The sequence below is a fragment of the Providencia sp. Marseille-Q8014 genome, assembly GCF_965112055.1.
In genome coordinates, this window is record NZ_CBCOPT010000001.1 from 3188940 (window position 1) to 3211918 (window position 22979).

The following is a 22979-nucleotide window of genomic DNA, read 5'->3' on the forward strand; positions in this document are numbered from 1 at the left end:
GATTTAAACATTTTATATAAATGTGCTTATCTTATTTGACAATGATTCAACATTTATCTTACATATATGGCTGGTAGAATTATTTGAACGTCGCCAGTATCTCAACCGGCGTAAAAAAACAAAAGTTATGAAATTCGTTTCCCTTACTAAAAATAATGATATTGTAGGGAAAACAACAAAAAGAACATAACATCTACACACTCGTAAACAACCTAAAAAAACATTGTCGTCGGTCGTACGGTTTCAGAATTTAATGTGATAGCTAGCTGATTTCCACAACACACCGGTAGAACAATGCGCAAAGACACAGTATAACGCTGGGTTCTGGTTGTTGGGTGTTGATTATCAAGCGCTAAGGAGACCGTAAATGGCTGATAACAAAGCTAAGCTAACGACTGAGAGTGCAAGTACAATTGAACTAGACATTCTATCCCCAACTCTCGGTCAAGACGTTATCGATGTCCGAACTTTAGGTTCAAAAGGGTATTACACTTACGACCCTGGATTTACTTCTACTGCTTCATGTGAATCAAAAATCACGTATATCGACGGTGATAAAGGTATTCTGCTACACCGCGGTTTTCCAATTGACCAATTGGCAACCGAAGCCTCTTACCTTGAAGTCTGCTATATCCTGCTCTACGGCGAAGCACCTACTCAAGAACAATATGAAACATTCAAAAACACAGTCACTCGCCATACCATGATCCATGAGCAGATCACTCGCATGCTGACGGGTTTCCGTCGTGACTCACACCCTATGGCTGTTTTATGCGGCGTTACGGGTGCATTAGCCGCTTTCTACCATGATGCTCTGGATGTTAATAATCCGCGCCATCGTGAAATCACGGCTTATCGCCTGCTGTCTAAAATGCCTACCGTTGCGGCGATGTGCTACAAGTATTCAATCGGCCAACCTTTTGTTTATCCACGTAATGACCTGTCGTATGCAGGTAATTTCTTGTACATGATGTTCTCAACACCTTGTGAAGATTATGTGGTTAACCCAGTGCTTGAGCGCGCGATGGATCGTATTTTAATCCTGCACGCTGATCACGAACAAAATGCCTCTACCTCAACGGTACGTACTGCGGGTTCTTCCGGCGCTAACCCATTCGCTTGTATCGCTGCGGGTATTGCCTCTCTATGGGGACCAGCTCATGGTGGTGCTAACGAAGCTTGCTTGCGTATGTTGGAAGAAATTCAAACTGTTGAGCACATTCCTGCCTTTATCGAACGTGCGAAAGACAAAAATGATTCTTTCCGCTTGATGGGCTTTGGTCACCGTGTGTACAAAAACCACGACCCACGTGCAACCGTGATGCGTGAGACCTGCCATGAAGTTCTTAATGAGCTAGGCCTCAATGACAGCTTGCTTGAAGTGGCCATGGAACTGGAACGTATCGCACTGAACGACCCGTATTTCATTGAGAAAAAACTGTACCCGAATGTTGACTTCTATTCAGGTATCATCTTGAAAGCAATGGGTATTCCTTCATCTATGTTCACCGTTATCTTTGCAATTGCCCGTACTATCGGATGGATTGCCCATTGGAACGAAATGCATGATGACGGACTGAAAATCGCGCGCCCTCGTCAGCTATACACGGGTTATGGCAAACGTGATTTTAATTCGAACCTAAAGGCTAAATAATTCAAAGGGCAGCTAAGCGATCATTGAATACACAACGATACACAGGCACTAGCATGTGAATTCGTGTAAACAGATAAAATCGCCAATGCAGCCACTTGAAATATAAAGAATTAGTCAAAAATAATATTCTAACTAAATAACAAGATACAACCCTACATACCAAAGCCCCATTTTCGGGGCTTTTCTATTTTTTATCCGCAAGGTGCTGATATTCTTTTGGGGTAACACCACTCATTTTTCGAAAGAAACTAATGAAAGCACTATCACTACTCAATCCCAGCTCTTGAGTAATAAAAGAGTAAGTTTTCCCTTGCGCTAATAGCTCAACCGCTTTGATAAAACGCCATTGTTGCCTCCATGCCTGATAACTCATTCCTGTTTCGTGTAAAAATAGACGGGTAATGGTTTTTTCACTCGCGCCTATTGTTTTAGCCAGTTCCATCAAGGGCGGAGGAAGTTGTTCCATGTTTAAATTTTTCATACGACGATCTTGCGGTATCGCTAGTAGCATTGGCTCTTTGCTAGCATGTTGTAATTCATCAATAAACACGGGTAATAAATTAGCAAGCCTTCCCTGCTGCCAATTGCTATCAAATGGAGCCACTGCGATACGCTCAAGTAATTCCCTTAATAATGCGGTTACCGTTAAAATCATCACCTCATCACCTACTTGATGAGCAATTTGTTGGTTCAAATACACTGAACGATAGCCAACCGAAGCCCTCATTTGTGCTCGATGGACAATATTTGCGGGGATCCACGCCACTCGTCCTGGCGGTAATAACGATAAACGATTTTCTAATGAAATAAGAATACAACCTTGCTGAGTGAACAGTAATTGCCCCATGTTGTGAGAATGAAATCCCGAATCATGCCGACCCATTTCTGCTGCAATACCCAAGATAGGCGCCTGATACCAATGGGTTTCAAATTTATCATGCTGATTAAGCCAAGCCATAATATGTCCTATTTTTGATATTTATTGTCTTTATTATTGTAATAAGACAGCGAAAATACAATTAAACTGCCCGCCATTAGTGACAACTATAGGATTATTAACATGAAACATCCTCTTTCATTATGGCTGGCTGTGGCCTTAATGATGTTTCCACAAATCGTAGAGACCATTTACAGCCCCGCATTGACCAGTATTGCGATTGCATTTCAGGTTAATGCCGAACAAGCTTCACAAACGCTTTCATTCTATTTCTTTGCGTTTGCATTAGGCGTGATATTTTGGGGAAGAATGTGTGACACATTAGGTCGCCGTCCAACAATACTTGCGGGACTTTTGTTATATGGCATAGCATCCATATGTGCTTTATTTATATCACATTTTTATTTATTACTCTTTTTACGTATGGTCTCTGCTTTTGGTGCGGCAGTAGGCTCAATTGGTACACAAACGGCCATGCGCGACAGCTACCAAGGCCATGAATTAGCAAAAGTCTTTTCAATTATGGGGATCGCACTTGCTATCAGTCCTGCGCTTGGCATGTTAGCTGGCGCTATTTTGGTCAGTGGCGGTGGCTACCAAGCCGTTTTTATGGGTTTAGCCGTTTTAGCAATAGGGTTATTGTTATGGTCTTGTTATCGCCTACCAGAGACGCGACCTGAAAATGTGATACGCCACCCATTTTTAAGCACGTTATTGGCCATGATTCAGGATAAAGAAATTATCAGAAATGTGATATTAATAGCATTTTTCAACATTAATTTATTCAGTTATTATCAGTTAGCGCCATTCCATTTTGAACAATTGGCACTATCGCAACAACAATTTGGTCTAACTGGCATTTTATTAGCGCTAGGCGTAGGCATAGGTTCCATCGTAAATCGTCATTTACTGGCTAAAAATTGGACAGCAGAAAAGTTAGTGAAGCTATCAAGCTTTATTTCACTGCTTAGCAGCTGCTTAGTTTTTATACTTATGCATTCCGTTTGGTTTGTTTTGCCCGTTATTGGGGTCGTAATTGGTTATGGTATTGCCATCCCAAACATTCTTGCTCACGCACTTAATCGTTATTCGAGTAATAAAGGGACTGCTGGCGCAATATTAGGGCTGTTTTACTATGTTGGACTTGCGATAGGTTTACTGATTGCGGGTTGGAGTCAACATTTAGGCGCTACTTTAATCATTTCTAGCATCATACTTGGCGTATCATCATTACGTTATCGAACCCATTAATCTAATCATGTGCAGCACATACTGTCTTGTGCTGCACTTCTTTTATTTTTTATTCTAAAAACCGTTTAAGCTGGATTATCGATATCCACAAACACGGCATCTAACCCATGATTATCGACCAACCATTGGGTGAGTGCTTTAATTCCGTAACGTTCCGTGGCATGGTGCCCTGCCGAATAAAAATGGATCCCCATCTCTCTTGCAATATGAATCGTTTGTTCAGAAACTTCCCCTGTCACAAACGCATCAACACCAAATTCAGCCGCCTGAAGAATAAAACCTTGCCCGCCACCAGTACACCAAGCAATTTGACGGATCTCTTGTTTACCTGTTTCTCCACAATGGAGTGTTTTACGATTAAGACGAGTTTCCAATCGTTCATTGAGCTCAGCAGGCGTAATAGGTTGATCAAAATAGCCAAAAGGCATTAGCGGGTCGATATGACCATCAATTTTTACCCCCATGAGGTGCGCTAGCTGAGTGTTATTACCAAGGTGGGGATGTGCATCTAAAGGTAAGTGATATCCGTATAAATTAATATCATTTTCAAGCAAAGTTTTTAAACGCTTCCTCTTCATGCCCTTGATAACCACAGGTTCATTTTTCCAAAAATAACCATGGTGAACAATGACCGCATCGGCATTCATCTCAACCGCTTTATCAAGTAGAGCTTGGCAAGCTGTCACCCCTGTCACTATCTTTTGTACATGTGAACGGCCTTCAACTTGTAAACCGTTAGGTGCATAGTCATGAAACTCGCTAACCTTCAGCTCATTATTGATAAGTTCTTCCAACGCTAAATTACGCATAATCGAGTCCTTTTACAGCATCATTTTGTCTTTACTGGATAAAAATGATTTATTCATTGGCAAAATTCAATACTGCCTAGCTTATAAGCCTATGCCATAAAAGGAAACGGCTATTTTAAACAATTCGTAGAGAGCTGATCTCTACAGAAACTAAAGATGACTCCGTCGTTTATCCTATGCTGCAATCACAAAGCGCTTGTCAATATGTTATCTAGCGCTTTTAAACACAGATAGCCTACCTCAAACACTTGCTCCCATATGACGCGAGCTTATTTCAATAAGAGGAATATTTTATGCAAACACTTTTAACGTCAATAACATTAAGTTTGCCCTGCAACCTCTAAGCAAAAGTAATGTTATTATCTTTAGGCATACCCCTCTTAAATAAGCGTAAAATCAGACTGGGTATTTTACGTCGTTTTTCCTCTAAAGATTATCTACTTTAAATTAACCATTAAAATAAAACCCTTATTACGAATATATGAATCAACTTATCATAGATTAATCATTTTTTATTTTTAAACAAACGAACATATTAAAAACAGGCAACCTAAACGCTAAAATAAAAACAACAAAAATGTGTTAAACCCATTCTCAATGATAACCCTTTGTTATACAAAACCATTAATAAACACACCAATATAAAATATAAATCAATCTTTTGAATTTATTACCTTCATTATGATAAACAACATAAAAAAACACAAATTATTTGTGTTTCCCCCGCATATATGTCAGCACCTTTTTATTTTATATTTATAGGGAAATTAAACGAAATTTAAATAATGTGTTATTTTTCGTTGCCATCAAAAACAATCTAAAATATTACTAATAATCCGATTCAGTCTTAATAGGTACTAATAATAATGATTAAATTACCCTTATTGGTGGTATTGTCTTTTTCTTTGGCGGGTTGTTCCTCAAGTGAGAAAATTAAAATTGGTTATCCTATTTTAATAACAGAAAGCACCAAACAAAAAATCAATGATATCATTAATAATGACGTCATACCGAACCAGACGTTGAGTTATGATGAAAAGATCAATCGTATCTCAGCTACATTTTTAGGCACGCCGTATGTTGCGAATACATTAATAGGTGGCCCAGAACAACAAGAAACCCTCGTCGCGAACTTTGAGGGTGTCGATTGTTTTACATATCTGGATTATGTCGTTGCACTTAGCCTTTCTAATAATGAAAAATCCTTTTTAAATTCATTGGTTAATACCCGTTATAAGGATTCCCAAGTCACTTATTATAAACGTAAGCATTTCTTCACAGATTGGTATGCCGTAGCACCTAAAAATGCCATTGATGTTACTGCAACAATTAGCCCAAATAGCATCACGGTAGAAAAAAATTTAAATATAAAATCAGATGGCAGTGAATACATAAAAGGATTAGGCGCTATTCCTAGAACAATCACTTATATTCCGGGTAATATGATCAACCAATCGGTGATTGATAACATAAAAACAGGTGACTATATTGGCGTATATTCACCAATAAGTGGTTTAGATGTCTCTCATACTGGCTTTGCGATTAAGAAGGATGGTCAATTATGGTATCGAAATGCCTCGTCTTTATCTAAAAATAATAAAGTCGTTGATACGCCCTTTCTTGAATATATGAGCACAAGGCCCGGTATTTTAGTTTTACGCTCGATATCTAAATAAATGCATATGAAAGTAAAGAGCCCATTCACTTTTCACAAGTAATTTAAAACTGATAAAAACACTAAGCGCATTTTATTTTTCAACACCATCATTTCATATATTAAACGCTTTAATTAATACTGTTTGGAGGAATAATGAAATATACAATGTTACTTATATCGACATTTTACCTACTCCCTCTAACGGCAAAAGCAATTACCGTTGAAGGCAATGATGTTAAGCCCATCAAAAAGATTGAATATTGTTTTGTCGATTGGGTTAATAACCCACTAAAATTACTCTCTTGTAGCTTAATTGGAGAAGTTCCACCTGATAGTGATAAATAAACCTATTCATCACTCGTCACGATACTCACTCTATCTTATGTTTGATTTATCAAAGAACATAAAAATTCATGATGAAAAATCGTCAGAAAAAGGCGTGATAGAAAGAGGGAAATAACGAGTTAAAGTCATCGTTTGATTTAATCCCCTTTCCCCACAATATTTTGTCGTTATTGCGGGGACAGGGTCGCACTAATACGTATCGTTATTAACGATGCGTCTCCATTGTCATTTCAGAACGATCAAGCCAAACAGGCTTATCGCTTGTTTTTGCCCAAACTTTATGGAGATAACTATAAAACTTAGCGCGTTGTGGATAAAAAGCCATAACCGGAAATGCAAGTATGCCAGCGGTTAACGCTGCTGTGCGGCGTAAAAGCACCTGATTACGGGAATATTCGTGATATGTGGACATCGATATCCTCCTGTCAGTAGCCACATTATTTGCCGATTTTAACTTCTCTCTTTCACAACACATCATCTCATTGGAGAGTGACTAAAATCGGACAGATAGTATGAAAGGTAAATTAACTACCTTAATAATACTCTTCATTTGGTAATTTTACTACTGATCTGACCACTTAAATAAGAAAAAAATCACTAATTCACCCGTAAAAATGTAAGTTTATTACAGATATTAACAAAATAACGAACAAAAGAAACAAAATAACCACAGAAAATTAACAATGTATTGTTAACAAATCAGGCCATGACTGCTTTTGATTGCGATTTTTATACTTTTTTTACACCGCTCTCTGGTTTTTTTTCAGCTTATTTACAACACAATTCTTATGCTGTCTCCATGGGAATAATAAGGAGAAACTACAGTGTCATTACTTTCCATCCTCGGGACAGTCTTCGTTGCTTTACTGTTGGTCTATCTAATTTATGTTCTGCTTAATGCGGAGGAATTTTAAGATGGCCGTAACTGCGCTTCTACTCATCGCCAGCTTTTTGCTGGTTCTTATTGTATTAGCAAAACCATTAGGTTTGTTTATTGCTCGTTTAATTGAAGGTGACATGCCACGTTTTGTTATGAAAACTGAAGCCGTGGTATGGCGTTGCAGTGGACTAAAACAACCAGGTCGAGAAATGACTGAAATGAATTGGTCACGTTACGCTCTGGCGATACTTCTATTTAACCTTTTAGGTTTTATCCTGCTGTTCACTCTATTGATATTTCAAGGGCATCTTCCACTTAATCCACAACAGCTGCCAGGAATGAGTTGGGATCTCGCGTTCAATACTGCGGTGAGCTTCGTGACGAATACTAACTGGCAATCGTACAGCGGCGAAAACAGCTTAAGTTACCTTAGTCAAATGGCAGGCTTAACAGTGCAAAATTTTTTATCTGCCGCGACAGGAATTGCAGTCGTCTTTGCATTAATCCGTGCTTTTGTACGCCACAATAGCAAAACGTTAGGTAATGCTTGGGTAGATATCACCCGCATTACCCTCTATTTACTCTTACCTTTAGCCATTATTTTTGCGCTATTCTTTGTAAGCCAAGGCGTCATTCAAAGTTTTTCCCCATACGCTTTAAGTGATAACTTAAATAGCTCCGCACAATTCATTCCAATGGGGCCAGTTGCATCCCAAGAAGCCATCAAACTATTGGGAACAAATGGTGGCGGTTTCTTCGGTGCTAACTCATCCCACCCTTTTGAAAACCCAACAGCACTGAGTAATTTTGTGCAAATGCTCGCGATATTCTTGATCCCAACAGCATTGTGCTTTGCTTTTGGTCGTACTGTTGGCGATAACAAGCAAGGCAACGCCCTGCTTTGGGTGATGGCCATTATCTTTGTTATTGCCGCAATGCTGGTGATCAATGCCGAATATGTTGGTAACCCTTTCTTAAGTGAGTTTTCCGCGAGCAGTACCGCCAATATGGAAGGTAAAGAAAGTCGATTCGGTATTCTTGGCTCTGCATTGTATGCCGTTGTCACTACCGCTGCGTCATGCGGCGCAGTAAATGGAATGCATGATTCGTTCACCGCTTTAGGTGGCATGATCCCAATGTGGTTAATGCAGATCGGTGAAGTGGTGTTTGGTGGTGTGGGTTCAGGCCTATATGGCATGCTGTTATTTGTTTTACTTGCCGTATTTATTGCTGGCTTAATGATCGGGCGTACACCTGAGTATTTAGGTAAAAAAATTGAAGTCCGTGAAATGAAATTGGTCGCTATTGCCATTTTAGTCACGCCCACTTTAGTACTTTGTGGTACGACTTTGGCGTTAATGACCGAAACAGGACGTGCTGCCATTTTAAATCCAGGTGCTCATGGGTTTAGTGAAGTGCTGTATGCCTTCTCTTCAGCAGCAAATAATAACGGTAGTGCTTTTGCTGGACTCAGTACTAATACCCCGTTTTATAACACAATATTGGCGATTGTTATGCTACTAGGGCGTTTTGGTGTCATCTTACCCGTCTTGGCCATTGCAGGTTCTCTGACCATGAAAAAACCACAAATAGCCAATACGGCAAACTTACCGACTCATGGCCCTGTATTTGTCGGCCTATTGATCTTAACCGTTTTACTCATCGGTGCGCTAACTTTCGTTCCCGCTCTCGCATTGGGACCGATAGCAGAACATTTGCAAATTAAGTTAGCAGCATAATGAGGGTCATTAAAATGAACAGTAAAAAAACTCAATTATTCGATAGTGCGTTAGTTCGTCAATCAATTATTGATGCAGTTAAGAAATGTGCTCCACAGGCGCAATGGCGCAACCCTGTTATGTTTGTGGTGTATATTGGCAGCATTATCACTACCCTGCTATGGCTAGCAATGTTAGCGAATTACGCAGAAGGTAATGCTTGGTTTAGTGGTATGATTACGCTATGGCTATGGTTTACCGTTTTATTTGCTAATTTTGCTGAAGCACTTGCAGAAGGACGCAGTAAAGCTCAGGCGGCGAGTTTAAAAGGCGTTAAAAAACGCAGTAGCGCTATCCGCCTTGCTGAGGCCAATTTAGATTCAGCACAAGAAACGGTAAATTCAGATCAACTTCGCAAAGGTGACATTGTTTTGATCCGTGCGGGTGACATCATTCCTTGTGATGGTGAAGTTCTGGAGGGGGGAGCTTCCGTCGATGAAAGTGCGATCACGGGTGAATCAGCCCCTGTGATCCGTGAGTCAGGGGGGGATTTCTCTTCTGTCACCGGCGGTACTCGTGTCTTATCCGACTGGCTGATCGTGGAATGTACCGTTAACCCCGGTGAAACCTTCCTTGATCGAATGATTTCCATGGTTGAAGGCGCACAACGCCGTAAAACACCGAATGAGATAGCACTCACCATTCTATTAACTGCTCTAACTATTATCTTTTTATTGGCCTGTGCAACCCTCTACCCATATACCCTGTTTTCAGCGGAATATGCTGGGGCAGGTAACGCCGTTTCCGTTCTCGTGCTTATTGCGCTATTAATCTGCCTCATTCCTACAACCATTGGAGGGTTACTTTCCTCGATTGGTGTTGCTGGCATGAGCCGTATGTTAAGTGCCAATGTCATTGCCACCAGCGGACGTGCTGTTGAAGCTGCTGGTGATGTTGATGTGTTGCTGCTCGATAAAACAGGAACTATCACGTTAGGAAATCGACAAGCGTCGGCATTTTTACCGTTAACAGGCGTAACCGAACAGCAATTAGCGGATGCAGCACAACTGTCCTCTTTAGCGGATGAAACCCCTGAAGGACGCAGCATTGTCGTCCTTGCAAAACAAAAATTTAATTTGCGTGAAAGAGACATTCATTCATTAAATGCTACTTTTGTTCCCTTTTCAGCAATGACACGAATGAGTGGAGTTAATGTGGGTGACAGAATGATACGCAAAGGCTCTGCCGATGCGATACGCCGTTATGTTGAAGCCAATCACAGTAAGTTTCCACTTGAGGCGGATCAACTGGTAGAAAAAGTAGCTCACCAAGGAGGCACCCCATTAGTTGTTGTCGATAACCAAACCGTCCTAGGTATTGTCGCTTTAAAAGATATTGTTAAAGGGGGGATCAAAGAACGTTTTGCTCAGATGCGTAGCATGGGGATCAAAACCGTGATGATTACCGGCGATAACCATCTAACGGCTGCCGCTATCGCTGCTGAAGCAGGTGTTGATGATTTCTTAGCGGAAGCGACCCCAGAAACGAAATTAGCCTTGATCCGCCAATATCAAGCAGAAGGTCGGTTGGTTGCCATGACGGGTGATGGTACTAACGATGCTCCAGCTCTGGCTCAAGCCGATGTCGCTGTTGCCATGAACTCAGGAACTCAAGCGGCAAAAGAAGCGGGTAACATGGTGGACTTAGACTCTAACCCGACTAAATTAATTGAAGTCGTACACATTGGTAAACAAATGCTCATGACGCGAGGTTCGTTAACCACATTTAGTATCGCCAATGATATCGCCAAATATTTTGCCATTATTCCTGCTGCTTTTGCCGTGACTTGGCCACAGTTGAACGTATTGAATATTATGAACTTGCATTCACCTGCTTCGGCACTGTTATCGGCAGTCATTTTTAATGCGTTGATCATTGTCTTTTTGATCCCCTTAGCCTTAAAAGGGATCAACTACCGCCCTATGAGTTCGCAATCACTGCTACAACGAAATCTCAGTATTTATGGTCTTAGCGGCTTACTCGTTCCCTTTATCGGTATCAAGCTTATCGACATGATTATTAGCTTATTTGGTTTTTAAGGAATAGATTATGAACACGATTCGTTCATCAATTGTGGTATTAATTTTATTAGCGATAATAACTGGTGTGGCTTATCCTTTACTTGTTACAGGACTCGCGAATGTACTGTTTCCTTGGCAGGCGCAAGGGTCGCTCATAGAACAAAATGGGCGAGTGGTTGGATCAGCATTAATTGGTCAACACTACCAGTCCGACCGCTACTTTTTCGGCCGCCCTTCAGCAACGGCGGAGTTCCCATATAACTCATTAGCCTCTGGAGGCAGTAATCTTGCGGTAAGTAATCCAGTATTATATGAGTCATTTGAACAACGTCGTGAACAACTGAGAAAACAAAATCCAGATGCTGGACAAGCCGTTCCCGTCGATCTACTAACTGCTTCTGCAAGTGGCTTAGATCCCAATATTTCGGTTGCGGCTGCACTTTATCAAGCGCCTCGTATTGCGAAAAAAAGAGAGATTGCGCTGAGGGAGGTTGAATCTCTCATTGCAGCACAAACTGAAAGCCCCCTCCTTGCCTTTATGGGAGAACCCGTTGTGAATGTATTGCAATTGAACATCGCATTGGATGAGCTTAAACCACAAACGCATCAGCCCACTCACTGAGGTTAATTATGGATAATCAAGACCCAGTACGCCCAAATCCAGATGAGTTGCTCGTAAAAGCAAATGAAACTGGCCGAGGCAAGCTTAAGATATTTTTCGGCGCCTGTGCAGGCGTCGGAAAAACGTATGCGATGTTACAAGAGGCTCAACGCTTACGCACTCAAGGGTTAGATGTTGTAATTGGCGTTGTCGAAACACATGAACGGGAAGAAACGGCGGCATTACTGGATGGGCTATCTCAACTGCCGCCACGTCGGTTAAACCATCGCGGGCGCCGCATGAGCGCCTTTGATATTGATGCTGCAATTGCAAGGCATCCAGCCATTATTTTAATGGATGAATTGGCATTTAGTAATCCAGCCGGTAGTCGCCATCCTAAACGATGGCAAGATGTGGAAGAACTTCTTGATGCCGGCATTGATGTTTTAACGACAATTAATGTACAACATATTGAAAGTTTAAATGATGTGGTCGGTAGCATCACGGGGATTCGTGTGCGAGAAACCGTGCCCGATCATATTTTCGATGCAGCCGATGAAATTGTCTTAGTCGATCTACCTCCCGATGATCTCCGTCAGCGTCTTAACGAAGGCAAGGTCTATATCCCAGCACAGGCAGAACGCGCTATTGAGCATTTTTTTCGTAAAGGGAATTTAATAGCCCTAAGGGAATTAGCGCTACGTCGCACCGCGGATCGCGTTGACGACCAAATGCGAGAGTTTCGCGATGGTAAAGGACAAGCCCCTGTCTGGCATACGCGCGATGGCCTGTTATTATGCATAGGGCATAATCGTGGCAATGAAAAGCTCGTTCGTGCCGCAGCACGACTCGCTGCAAAATTTGGGTCTGTCTGGCACGCCGTGTATGTTGAAACGCCAAAACTGCATCGGCTTCCAGAGGGGCACCGTAGAGCGATTCTTAAAGCATTACGTTTAGCTCAAGACTTAGGCGCTGAAACAGCAACGTTATCTGACCCTTCTGAAGAAAAAGCGATTTTACGTTACGCACGTGAACATAATCTTGGCAAAATTTTGGTTGGACGGCGCATTAAACGCCGTGGATGGTTAGGCTCACGCACTAGCTTTGCGGATCGATTAGGTGCATTAGGGCCAGATTTGGATTTAATCATCGTTGCACTCGAAGAAAAGAGTGATTGGGTGAAAGAGCCTGAACGGAAACCATTTTCTGAAAAATGGCGTACTGACATTAACGGTTTTTTAGTTGCGATCGCGATATGTGCGCTTATCACTGTATTTTCGCGTACTTTTTTACTGGCGCTCGATAAAGCCAACCTAGTTACCCTGTATTTACTCGGTGTGGTTCTTGTGGCGCTCTTTTATGGACGCAGACCATCCATTTTTGCAGCGCTTATCAATGTCATTAGTTTTGACCTCTTTTTTGTACAGCCACACTTTTCTCTGGCCATTATGGACATGCAATACTTGGTGACCTTTACCGTAATGCTTATTGTCGGTGTGGTGGTTGGTAATCTCACGGCAGGTATGCGATATCAGGCAAGAATTGCCCGTTATCGAGAGCAACGGACTCGCCACCTGTATGAAATGACAAAAGAATTAAGCCAAGCGCTCACCGAGCAAGATATCGGTAAAGCAGGCTACCATTTTATTAACAATGCCTTTCAGGCGAAAACCTGCTTACTCTTGCCAGATGAAAACAATCAATTAATGCCATTGTTATGTGAAGGCCATAGCGCGATGCAAATTGATCAAGCTATCGCTAAATGGAGTTTTGACAAGCGTCAACCCGCGGGTGCTGGTACCGATACACTACCAAGTGTACCTTATCAACTACAACCCATTACCACGGTCGATCAAACGCTAGCCGTGCTCGCTATCGAACCCAATAATTTGCGCCAACTATTGATCCCTGAACAACAGCGCATGCTACAAACATTTACAGGGTTGATTGCTAGCGCGCTAGCGCGTTTACAATTAGCAAAACAAGCGGAAATCGCAAAACTCAACATTGAGCGCGAGCAGTTGCGAAACTCTTTGTTAGCAGCACTATCCCATGACCTAAAAACACCGTTAACGGTACTGTTTGGCCAAGCAGAAATTTTGACCTTGAACCTTAGCGCAGAAAACTCCCCTTATACGGAGCAAGTTAACCAAATGCGCCAGCAAATACTCAGTACTTCCCGTTTAGTGAATAACTTGTTGGATATGGCAAGACTGCAATCAGGGGGGATACAACCGAATTTTGAGTGGCAATCACTGCAAGAGATCACAGGCAGTGCGATAAGAACCCTTGATTACACATTGCATAGTCATCCTTTATCCATTGAAATCCCAGCTAATTTGCTGCTCTACTGTGATGGTAACTTAATTGAACGAGTATTAATTAACTTATTAGAGAACGCCATCAAATACAGCGAAAAAGATACACCAATGGGGATTTGTGCCAATATAGAGGATAACCAAGTACACATTGAAGTTTGGGATGCCAGTAATGCGATTCCCAATGGGCAAGAAAAAACAATTTTTGATAAGTTTTCTCGAGCACAAAAAGAGTCCGCAATCCCTGGTGTTGGCCTTGGATTAGCGATCTGTCGCGCCATTATTCAATTACATGATGGCACCATTTGGGCTGAAAATAACAAAAAAGGTGGAGCCAGCTTCCATTTTGTTTTACCTTTTAAACAACTCCCTGATATTGAAGAGATAGCTGACTATTGTGAACCCCCATCAAATATTGATCATTGAAGATGAAAAAGAGATTCGTCGCTTTGTCCGATTAGCTTTGGAGGGGGAAGGCTGGAAAGTTTTTGAAGCGGAAAATGGCCATCGTGGGTTAATTGAAGCCGGAACTCGCCAACCAGATCTGCTTATACTGGATCTTGGTTTGCCTGATGGTGATGGCCTAAACCTCATTCGTGACCTACGCCAATGGAGCAGCATCCCAATTATCGTACTATCGGCTCGCGAAGAAGAATCACAAAAAGTCGCCGCATTAGATGCTGGCGCAGATGATTACCTCACTAAACCCTTTGGCATTAGTGAGCTGCTCGCAAGAGTAAGAGTCGCATTACGCCGCTTCAGCAAAAATCAAGAAAGTTCACTATTTCAGTTCGGTGATATCTGTATTGATTTTATTAATCGCATCGTCACTAAACAAAATGAAGAATTGCACCTCACCCCCATTGAGTTTCGCTTACTCAGTGAGCTAGTCGCCAATAGCGGTAAGGTTCTAACCCAACGCCATCTGTTATTGCAGGTTTGGGGGCCTAATTATGTTGAACACAACCACTACTTACGCATTTATATGGGTCACTTACGGCAAAAACTGGAAAATGATCCAGCCCGCCCGATTCATTTGCTCACCGAAACGGGGATTGGCTATCGCTTTATGCCATAGCGATTGCATATCAAACGACGGGTTCTGCCGCATTAATACAGTGGAGCGACAGAACGTTAATTGGCTTCTAAGACTAACACCCCAGACGCCGACGATTCGCCAGAAGATAATGCAACACCGGTTAAACTGGCGGTGACATTAATATTGATTGTTTTTAGGGCATTTAATGCAATACCTGAGCCATTCGCGCTAACATTAATATCATTAAGCGCTATTTTAGCTGCGACACCATTTCCAAAACTTAAATTTCCATTTGTATCTACCTTTGAAGAGATTAATTTCAAGGTATAGTCTCTTGCATTACCGCTAGTACAATTTATGGCTAAGTTTCTATTTTGCTTAGCGCTATTTACATCCAATGCGTTCGATAAAAAGTTAAAGTTTAATAATTGATCATTTAGCGTACAGATACTTTTTTGATTTGGCGGATTAATAATCTCAATTTCTCCGTTACGACTATTTCTACCTAGACCTGCTGAAGCTCTATTTATTGCATCATAACAACCATAAATAAACTCTACATTAATATTTTCCATAAGTTCTAAATTTAGTGGATCACCAAATGATATCGCTGGAATATTTATTCTATTGTTCATGAGATTTGTTATTGTATTTATTGCTGCTGCCCGAGAGCCCAACCGACCATTACACTCATTAGTTGACAGCCTTTCATAATAGGCCGTGTAATTTCCTCTATTTGGAATATAACCAAAAACTTCCAAACCAACCCTTACCGATGTAGGAAGACCCGTTCCCGGTCTGTTATAAGTTATAAATGTAATCTGTCCTGTACCACCATTACTGACAACCGCGTTCCTATAAGGCCTAGGACCGAAGTCTACACGTGAATCAGCGAAAGCGTCAAAACTGAGGATTAGTGGGAATATTAAACATAGATTGATCTTGATTTTATGCATTGCCATATATCACTTTTCATGAAGTTATAGAATATTGTGTTGCTGATTTATTACCATTAACTTAAACTATATTAAAAATTCACCTTTAATCTTTTTTTTGATTGATGAAAATAAATATCCTCGCGCATCGCTATCAATATTCTCACCGAGAATAAAATCACCTTAAATAAAGAAAATAACTCACATAATTACTAACACAATCTTAATAATAAATGACAGCCAAGCTAGCGTGTATACCCCTCTATTGTTTTCACTATATAATGCGTTATTTATAAATTGCACGGTTATTTATGAATATATTTTAACTTTTTGAGATTTTTTAAAATTAACTTTACGTAATACGTTTTCTTTTTCATATCATGAATAGTTAATCGTTATAATAAATTAAATAATTATTAATAATATAAAATAGATGACTATCCCTCAATAAATGATAAAAAACACTGTAAAAATTATCAGGCATCACCATCAGAAAATCAACACCACCATTTATACCTATGAAAAAAAACACCGAACAAGGGTTTCTTTTTATATCTTAAATTAATATATAACAATGAGTTATATATTAATCGCCATTTATCGTCTTAATAAGATGGTGATAAACGCTATTTGCTATAAAAAAACAAAAAAGAACAATATATTAATCCAAAAATAATTATTATTAATAACTCCTCACCTTTTGACACATTTTACTCAACTCTAGCGTATTAACAGGCTATCACAACACATCTTAGCGCTTGGTTATTCTTTTGACACAACAAGGGCAACGTATTGTTATTCCGGTGATAGCCAACTATTCCTGCTGAGAACAAACCGCCCTTGATAAAACATTGCCATCCATTCAATCGCCAATAATAGAATTTGTAAAGTAGGAAAAATTTTAAATTCCAATATGGTTCGTACCCGCCTTTTAATATTTCGACAGCCTTACCCCGCGGCTATGGACTAAATAAATCATCCCGCGGTGCAGCGTTAAGTCAGCAACCTAGATATCCCTTCTTCCAGAAAAGCTAAGCTCAAAGAATTCGCTAAATAGCACCGGACACATAGTGCAATGATATCAGTTGGATCTTGGAGCCGTGTGAAGGCTTTTGGGTAAGTAAGATATGATATTTCCGTTCAATGGTGGCCCGCTTACCGTTATTGCGTCTTTCTTAGGCCGTCACCTTTAGCCACAATGGTTCTGAATACCGCACTGCCGATGCGGGATCACATCTACGCTTAAAGCTGAGCAGAATACAAAAGCGTTTGAAAATCCCTAAACAGTTTATCGATAATATTGCCTCAAAATCATCGTTCACTAGGTGAAGAGTATCAAGTTATCGGTGAAAAAAGTCAGGTGACCTTAGGCAACAATGACCTTCATGATTGCTGAAATGAAAAGATGCCGCCCACAGCGCCTTAATGTATTTTATCGCCATAAAAAAATCTCAGGCTCCATTAAGAGTCTGAGATTTTTATTTGTGGCCTTGACATAGCAGACCATCATCGCATTTCCTTTCGATCATTCGTACCACAGCTAAGTGGTCAGCGAAGTCAGAGGAGGAAATTATTGAGCTTCGATCTTAGCCCAAGTATCGCGCAATCCTACTGTACGGTTAAACACCAACTTATCAGCACTGCTTAAACGATTATCGGCACAGAAATAACCTTCACGTTCAAATTGATATGGCTTATCTGTTGCTGCATCACGTAGACTTGGCTCAACAAAGCCTTGTCGAATTACTAATGACTCTGGATTAATCACCGATAAGAAATCATCTTCAGCAGCAGGATTTGGTACAGTAAACAAGCGGTCATAAAGACGAATTTCAGCTGGTAGTGCATGCGCTGCACTTACCCAATGGATAACGCCTTTCACCTTACGGCCATCTGCTGGGTCTTTATTTAGCGTTTGTGGATCGTAAGTGCAGTAAATCGTTGTAATGTTACCCTCTGCATCTTTTTCAACACGTTCCGCTTTAATGATATAGGCATTACGCAAGCGTACTTCTTTACCTAATACTAAACGCTTATATTGGCGGTTAGCTTCTTCACGGAAATCCGCACGATCGATATACAACTCACGGCTAAATGGCACTTCACGAGTTCCCATCTCCGGTTTATTCGGATGGTTAGGCGCGGTTAAGATCTCTTCACCTTCAGGCATATTTTCAATGACTAAACGAACGGGATCAATTACCGCCATCGCACGTGGTGCATTCTCATTAAGATCATCACGAATACAAGATTCTAGCGCTGCCATTTCAACGTTATTATCTTGTTTAGTTACCCCAATACGCTGACAAAATTCACGGATTGATGCCGCTGTGTATCCTCGGCGACGTAAACCGGAAATAGTCGGCATACGTGGGTCATCCCAACCATCAACTAATTTATCAGTCACCAGCTGGTTCAGCTTACGCTTAGACATTACCGTATATTCAAGGTTTAACCGCGAGAACTCATATTGACGAGGGTGGCAATCAATGGTGATGTTATCGAGCACCCAGTCATACAAGCGACGGTTGTCTTGGAATTCCAATGTACATAACGAGTGTGTAATTCCTTCCAGCGCATCAGAAATACAATGCGTAAAGTCATACATTGGATAAATACACCATTTGTTACCTGACTGGTGGTGCTCCGCAAACTTGATTCGATACAAAACAGGATCGCGCATAACGATAAAAGGTGATGCCATATCGATTTTGGCGCGTAAACATGCTTTACCTTCTTCAAAGCCACCAGCACGCATTTTTTCAAACAGCGCTAAGTTCTCTTCAACACTACGATCGCGGTAAGGGCTATTTTTACCTGGCTCTTTTAATGTGCCACGATATTCTCGAATTTGTTCTGGGCTCAGTTCATCAACATAAGCCAAACCTTTGTTGATCAGCTCAATCGCATATTGATATAGAGTATCGAAATAATCAGAAGAATAGTGAACTTTACCGCTCCATTGGAACCCAAGCCACTTAACATCTTCTTGAATTGAATTCACATATTCAACATCTTCTTTGACTGGGTTGGTGTCGTCAAAACGTAAGTTGCACTGACCCTGATAGTCCTGTGCGATACCAAAATTCAGGCAAATTGATTTTGCATGACCAATGTGTAAATAGCCATTCGGTTCAGGTGGGAAACGTGTATGTATCGATGTATGTTTCCCGCTCGCCAGATCTTCATCTATGATCTGACGGATAAAATTGGTTGGGCGAGTCTCTGCCTCATTCATTGTCATCATTCCTCAATGCCAAAAGCGCGTAATAGCAAAATATATTCTACCATAATCTGTCAAGAAACAACCGTTTGATCAAATATGTATAATTAAAGATATATTAGCGGATATTTCTCGTACTCATGATGACTTAACCCAATTAATATTCAAATAATTAAGTTAACAACATGACAGCCAATACTATCAGTAATAGCAGTGGATAGCTTTGCGCATGGCGTTTATCACTCAAATATGGCATGAGTAAATTCGCGAAGCGGATCCCTAACCAAGAGCTGACAATTAAGATTAATGCCCCTTTGACATAAATCATTCCAAGAAACCCATCACCTAGCTCAATATGCTGAGTAAAAGCAAAATAGAGATAAGTGAATGTTCCAGTCACTGCCATCGGTAATGTTAGCGGGTTAGCGAAAGCAGCGGCTTGGATCATACTCGCCCCACGACGGCGCATGAGTGGAACGGTCATCACGCTGCCACCTACCCCTAAAAATGCGGCGACAGCGCCAATCAATAAACCAATAGGTGTATCTGCAACATGGTGCCTATGTGAAGGTGTGATGCCCTCGCGCGATGTCTGCATAAACCCAGGCCTCAAGAAGCAATCTAAAATAGTGATAATAAGATAAATAATAAATAACCAACGGATCCATTCACTATTGACAGAAAGAGCAATAAAGGCACCTAAAACGCCCCCTAAAGAAATGGGGATAATAAATGGACGAATAATGTTCCAGTTTAAATGACCTTTACGATAATGTGCACTCGTCGAAAGTGAAGCCGAAAAAATCATTACACAAGTTGAGGTCGCCACAGCAATTTGCATTGCCACATCATTCGCCTCATTTTGAGGCCCCCATACCAAAGTAATAAGTGCATAAAGTAGCGGAACGGTAATAAAGCCACCACCAAAACTAAACAAAGCGGTAGTGATCCCTGATATAAAGCCAAAAAGACACAATAATAAAACCACAACTAAATCTCCACACATGATTGTTTTATTATCATATCGAGAAGAATTAAAGCCGACTTACGCAAATCAGACAAACTGCATTGAGATTCCGCCAAATTAACATTGGCCTGTCGATCAAAAAAGGGAGGCGATTGCCTCCCTTTGCTCTGTCAATTATATCTTTGCAAACTCTTATTTTAGTACGTTGTAAATAACGGTTTCGCCTGCCGTTACATTACCACTAGCTAAAATTTCAACACCGGCAAAATCATCAATATTACTGATAATTACTGGGCTAATCATGGATTTTGCATTCGCTTCTAAGAAGGCGATATCCAGCTTCAGAATCGGTGTTCCTGCTTGAACTTCACTACCTTCTTCCACTAAACGAGCACAGCCTTCACCTTTTAGAGCAACGGTATCGATGCCCATGTGAACAATTAACTCAACGCCATTATCTGTTTCAATACAGAATGCATGGTTCGTTTCGAAAATTTTCACAACGGTGCCCGCTACTGGTGCTAACACTTCATCACTAGTCGGTTTGATCGCAATACCATCCCCGACGATACGGCTAGAGAATGCTTCATCAGGCACATCATCAAGAGAATAAACTTCACCACTCACTGGCGCAACCAGTGACAGAATAGTTTCACCTTTCGCCTTTGTTGGCTCAGTTACTTTTGTCGTTTGTGCCGCTGCGGCTGGCGCCGAACCGGCAATGGCCCCTTTCGCCATCACTTCTTTCATGGCAGATGCAACCAACTCAGCACGGGTACCAACAATAACTTGAACGCTTTGTTTGTTCAGACGAATAACCCCTGACGCACCAAGACGTTTTGCCATCGCATCATTAACAACACTAGAATCTTTCACACTTAAACGAAGACGAGTGATACATGCATCAATACCTGTAATGTTGTCACTTCCCCCCACTGCCGCAACATATTGGCGCGCTTCTTTTTGAATGTCGCTTTCTGAGCTATCGGCTGGGCTTAGATTCTCATCATAGCCATCGATAGTTTCATCACCAGCACTCTCTTCACGGCCCGGCGTCATCAGGTTGAACTTACGGATCATGAAGCGGAAGATAACATAATAGATGCAGAAGAAAACAAGCCCTTGAACAATCAGCATCCACCATTGTAATGCAAGAGGGTTACGTGATTGCAGCAGCATATCGACTAAGCCCGCACTGAAGCCAAATCCTGATAACCACTGCATTGATGAAGAAATAAAGACCGAAATACCAGTTAAGAACGCATGGATAACATACAATACTGGTGCCACAAACATGAATGAGAATTCAAGTGGCTCAGTGATACCCGTAAAGAATGCGGCAAAAGCACCGGCCAGCATGATACCAGCGACTTTCGCTTTATTTTCAGGACGTGCACAATGATAGATCGCTAATGCCGCCCCTGGTAAACCGAACATCATGATCGGGAAGAAACCAGCCTGATAACGCCCCGTAATACCTGGAATTGCCAGACCTTCTTCAATTGACTTAGCACCGCCAAGGAAGTTAGGAATATCGTTAATTCCTGCAACATCAAACCAGAACACCGAGTTCAAGGCATGGTGTAGACCGACTGGAATCAGTAAACGGTTAAAGAAGGCATAAACACCAGCACCCACTGAACCTAAATCTTTGATACTCTCACCAAATGAGACTAGGCCATTATAAACTACCGGCCAAACATACATCAGCACAAAAGCAAGGATGATCATTAGGAACGATGTCAAAATCGGGACAAGACGGCGTCCACTAAAGAATGACAATGCTTTTGGTAACTCTACCCCGCTATAACGGTTATATAACTCAGCAGAGAGCACACCAACAAGAATACCGACAAATTGGTTGTTAATCTTATTGAAAGCCGCTGGCACATTTTCAAGCGGAACATTCATAATCATGGAGTAAGACGCCGGTGAACATAATGTTGTTACCACTAAGAAACCGACAAACCCCGTCAGTGCAGCTGCACCATCTTTATCTTTTGACATACCATAAGCGATACCGATAGCAAACAGCACAGACATATTATCAATAATAGCTGCACCTGATTTTATCAGTAACGCTGCGATTGCACTATTGGCACCCCACCCATCTGGGTCAATCCAATAGCCAATACCCATCAGGATCGCGGCGGCAGGTAATACTGCCACAGGCACCATCAATGCCCTACCAATCCGCTGTAAGTAGCTAAGAATATTCACAAACTCCCCCTTTATAGCCCAGTATTGCCCCATTTACGGGATCTTATTGTTCATACACCTTGATAATAGTTTAGGTGATTGAGCGTAGCAATTTCATAGTCTAGTTGAATTCTTTCGCGATACAAAATAAATAGGTGTGATTTGTGATAAATGTCAATGATAAATTTCATTATCCGCCTAAATTAGTGGCTATTATTGAAAACTTATTTTATGATTAAAAATAACTTATCCACTGGATTTAGCTTTATAGCTAATAGAGAATCTGTACTCCCTGAAACATCCTATAGTTAATTAATAAAACTCAGGGACATAGCAACTGGAGAGTAGCGAAAGTGCATATCGGC

At 41.1% G+C, this 22979-nt stretch carries 17 protein-coding genes and 1 pseudogene; 11 read left to right on the top strand and 7 right to left on the bottom strand.

Translation table 11 applies throughout. The features are described from left to right. Nucleotides 1–367: 367 nt before the first annotated feature. Nucleotides 368–1654: a citrate synthase gene (locus tag ACWPW6_RS14120; RefSeq protein ID WP_154621922.1), complete on the top strand. Its 1287-nt coding sequence runs from the start codon at nt 368–370 to the stop codon at nt 1652–1654. A 184-nt stretch (nt 1655–1838) separates the two neighbouring features. Here the strand turns inward: ACWPW6_RS14120 and ACWPW6_RS14125 are convergent, their stop codons facing one another. Beyond that, the gene (locus tag ACWPW6_RS14125; protein ID WP_154621921.1) at nt 1839–2612 is read right to left on the bottom strand and encodes an AraC family transcriptional regulator; all 774 of its coding nucleotides are present in this window, start codon (nt 2610–2612) and stop codon (nt 1839–1841) included. Nucleotides 2613–2714: 102 nt separating this feature from the next. Here ACWPW6_RS14125 and ACWPW6_RS14130 point away from each other — a divergent pair, with 102 nt between their 5' ends. Then, on the top strand, nt 2715–3842 hold the full coding sequence (locus ACWPW6_RS14130) for a multidrug effflux MFS transporter (RefSeq protein WP_154621920.1): 1128 nt from the start codon (nt 2715–2717) through the stop codon (nt 3840–3842). A 65-nt stretch (nt 3843–3907) separates the two neighbouring features. Here ACWPW6_RS14130 and ACWPW6_RS14135 read toward each other — a convergent pair whose 3' ends face one another. Next, nucleotides 3908–4651 carry a type 2 GTP cyclohydrolase I gene (locus ACWPW6_RS14135; RefSeq protein WP_154621919.1) on the bottom strand — a complete coding sequence of 248 codons (744 nt, stop codon included), beginning with the start codon at nt 4649–4651 and terminating at the stop codon, nt 3908–3910. 866 nt (nt 4652–5517) lie between these two features. Here ACWPW6_RS14135 and ACWPW6_RS14140 point away from each other — a divergent pair. Together ACWPW6_RS14140 and ACWPW6_RS14145 are read left to right on the top strand one after the other, a co-directional pair. After that, a complete protein-coding gene (locus ACWPW6_RS14140) occupies nt 5518–6327 on the top strand; it encodes a DUF1460 domain-containing protein (protein WP_196714035.1) in 810 nt (269 codons plus the stop codon). 134 nt (nt 6328–6461) lie between these two features. Next, nucleotides 6462–6653, top strand: a complete 192-nt coding sequence (locus tag ACWPW6_RS14145) for a hypothetical protein (protein ID WP_154622182.1) — start codon at nt 6462–6464, stop codon at nt 6651–6653. Nucleotides 6654–6858: 205 nt separating this feature from the next. Here ACWPW6_RS14145 and ACWPW6_RS14150 read toward each other — a convergent pair whose 3' ends face one another. Beyond that, nucleotides 6859–7065, bottom strand: a complete 207-nt coding sequence (locus tag ACWPW6_RS14150; RefSeq protein ID WP_154622181.1) for a YbfA family protein — start codon at nt 7063–7065, stop codon at nt 6859–6861. A gap of 412 nt (nt 7066–7477) precedes the next feature. On the opposite strand from ACWPW6_RS14150, the gene ACWPW6_RS14155 reads away from it, so the two are divergent. The 6 genes from ACWPW6_RS14155 to kdpE are packed head-to-tail and all read left to right on the top strand — an operon-like array spanning nt 7478 to nt 15329. After that, nucleotides 7478–7567 carry a potassium-transporting ATPase subunit F gene (locus tag ACWPW6_RS14155; RefSeq protein ID WP_163862769.1) on the top strand — a complete coding sequence of 30 codons (90 nt, stop codon included), beginning with the start codon at nt 7478–7480 and terminating at the stop codon, nt 7565–7567. A gap of 1 nt (nt 7568) precedes the next feature. After that, the gene (kdpA, locus tag ACWPW6_RS14160; RefSeq protein WP_249999222.1) at nt 7569–9272 is read left to right on the top strand and encodes a potassium-transporting ATPase subunit KdpA; all 1704 of its coding nucleotides are present in this window, start codon (nt 7569–7571) and stop codon (nt 9270–9272) included. A gap of 14 nt (nt 9273–9286) precedes the next feature. Continuing rightward, nucleotides 9287–11350, top strand: a complete 2064-nt coding sequence (gene kdpB / locus ACWPW6_RS14165; protein ID WP_154622179.1) for a potassium-transporting ATPase subunit KdpB — start codon at nt 9287–9289, stop codon at nt 11348–11350. Nucleotides 11351–11360: 10 nt separating this feature from the next. After that, a complete protein-coding gene (kdpC, locus tag ACWPW6_RS14170; RefSeq protein ID WP_154622178.1) occupies nt 11361–11954 on the top strand; it encodes a potassium-transporting ATPase subunit KdpC in 594 nt (197 codons plus the stop codon). 8 nt (nt 11955–11962) lie between these two features. Continuing rightward, nucleotides 11963–14677 carry a two-component system sensor histidine kinase KdpD gene (gene kdpD, locus ACWPW6_RS14175; protein WP_154622177.1) on the top strand — a complete coding sequence of 905 codons (2715 nt, stop codon included), beginning with the start codon at nt 11963–11965 and terminating at the stop codon, nt 14675–14677. Beyond that, the gene (gene kdpE, locus ACWPW6_RS14180) at nt 14649–15329 is read left to right on the top strand and encodes a two-component system response regulator KdpE (RefSeq protein WP_163862776.1); all 681 of its coding nucleotides are present in this window, start codon (nt 14649–14651) and stop codon (nt 15327–15329) included. Before kdpD ends, kdpE begins: the two co-directional genes overlap by 29 nt. A 56-nt stretch (nt 15330–15385) precedes the next feature. On the opposite strand, the gene ACWPW6_RS14185 is transcribed toward kdpE, so the two are convergent. Then, nucleotides 15386–16252, bottom strand: coding sequence for a hypothetical protein (locus tag ACWPW6_RS14185; protein WP_247047585.1), 867 nt, complete (start codon nt 16250–16252; stop codon nt 15386–15388). A 1215-nt stretch (nt 16253–17467) separates the two neighbouring features. On the opposite strand from ACWPW6_RS14185, the pseudogene ACWPW6_RS14190 reads away from it, so the two are divergent. Further along, nucleotides 17468–17554: pseudogene (locus tag ACWPW6_RS14190) on the top strand (hypothetical protein); the annotation flags it as partial. A 241-nt stretch (nt 17555–17795) separates the two neighbouring features. On the opposite strand, the gene glnS reads toward ACWPW6_RS14190, so the two are convergent. From glnS to nagE, 3 genes are all read right to left on the bottom strand, one after another. Beyond that, nucleotides 17796–19463, bottom strand: a complete 1668-nt coding sequence (glnS, locus tag ACWPW6_RS14195) for a glutamine--tRNA ligase (protein ID WP_154624770.1) — start codon at nt 19461–19463, stop codon at nt 17796–17798. A gap of 157 nt (nt 19464–19620) precedes the next feature. Beyond that, the gene (locus ACWPW6_RS14200; RefSeq protein WP_454209889.1) at nt 19621–20436 is read right to left on the bottom strand and encodes a sulfite exporter TauE/SafE family protein; all 816 of its coding nucleotides are present in this window, start codon (nt 20434–20436) and stop codon (nt 19621–19623) included. 171 nt (nt 20437–20607) lie between these two features. Beyond that, entirely contained in the window at nt 20608–22593 is a 1986-nt protein-coding gene (gene nagE, locus ACWPW6_RS14205) for an N-acetylglucosamine-specific PTS transporter subunit IIBC (RefSeq protein ID WP_250000519.1), read from the bottom strand. Nucleotides 22594–22979 lie beyond the last annotated feature (386 nt).

What these genes read in the sequence shown, in the direction of transcription:
- ACWPW6_RS14120 (WP_154621922.1), top strand. Translation starts at nt 368, where the DNA reads ATGGCTGATAACAAAGCTAAGCTAACGACTGAGAGTGCAAGTACAATT.
- kdpD (WP_154622177.1), top strand. Translation starts at nt 11,963, where the DNA reads ATGGATAATCAAGACCCAGTACGCCCAAATCCAGATGAGTTGCTCGTA.
- ACWPW6_RS14185 (WP_247047585.1), bottom strand. Translation starts at nt 16,252, where the DNA reads ATGGCAATGCATAAAATCAAGATCAATCTATGTTTAATATTCCCACTA.
- ACWPW6_RS14140 (WP_196714035.1), top strand. Translation starts at nt 5,518, where the DNA reads ATGATTAAATTACCCTTATTGGTGGTATTGTCTTTTTCTTTGGCGGGT.
- ACWPW6_RS14130 (WP_154621920.1), top strand. Translation starts at nt 2,715, where the DNA reads ATGAAACATCCTCTTTCATTATGGCTGGCTGTGGCCTTAATGATGTTT.
- kdpA (WP_249999222.1), top strand. Translation starts at nt 7,569, where the DNA reads ATGGCCGTAACTGCGCTTCTACTCATCGCCAGCTTTTTGCTGGTTCTT.
- ACWPW6_RS14150 (WP_154622181.1), bottom strand. Translation starts at nt 7,065, where the DNA reads ATGTCCACATATCACGAATATTCCCGTAATCAGGTGCTTTTACGCCGC.
- kdpC (WP_154622178.1), top strand. Translation starts at nt 11,361, where the DNA reads ATGAACACGATTCGTTCATCAATTGTGGTATTAATTTTATTAGCGATA.
- ACWPW6_RS14125 (WP_154621921.1), bottom strand. Translation starts at nt 2,612, where the DNA reads ATGGCTTGGCTTAATCAGCATGATAAATTTGAAACCCATTGGTATCAG.
- nagE (WP_250000519.1), bottom strand. Translation starts at nt 22,593, where the DNA reads ATGGTGCCTGTGGCAGTATTACCTGCCGCCGCGATCCTGATGGGTATT.
- ACWPW6_RS14145 (WP_154622182.1), top strand. Translation starts at nt 6,462, where the DNA reads ATGAAATATACAATGTTACTTATATCGACATTTTACCTACTCCCTCTA.
- glnS (WP_154624770.1), bottom strand. Translation starts at nt 19,463, where the DNA reads ATGAATGAGGCAGAGACTCGCCCAACCAATTTTATCCGTCAGATCATA.
- ACWPW6_RS14135 (WP_154621919.1), bottom strand. Translation starts at nt 4,651, where the DNA reads ATGCGTAATTTAGCGTTGGAAGAACTTATCAATAATGAGCTGAAGGTT.
- kdpB (WP_154622179.1), top strand. Translation starts at nt 9,287, where the DNA reads ATGAACAGTAAAAAAACTCAATTATTCGATAGTGCGTTAGTTCGTCAA.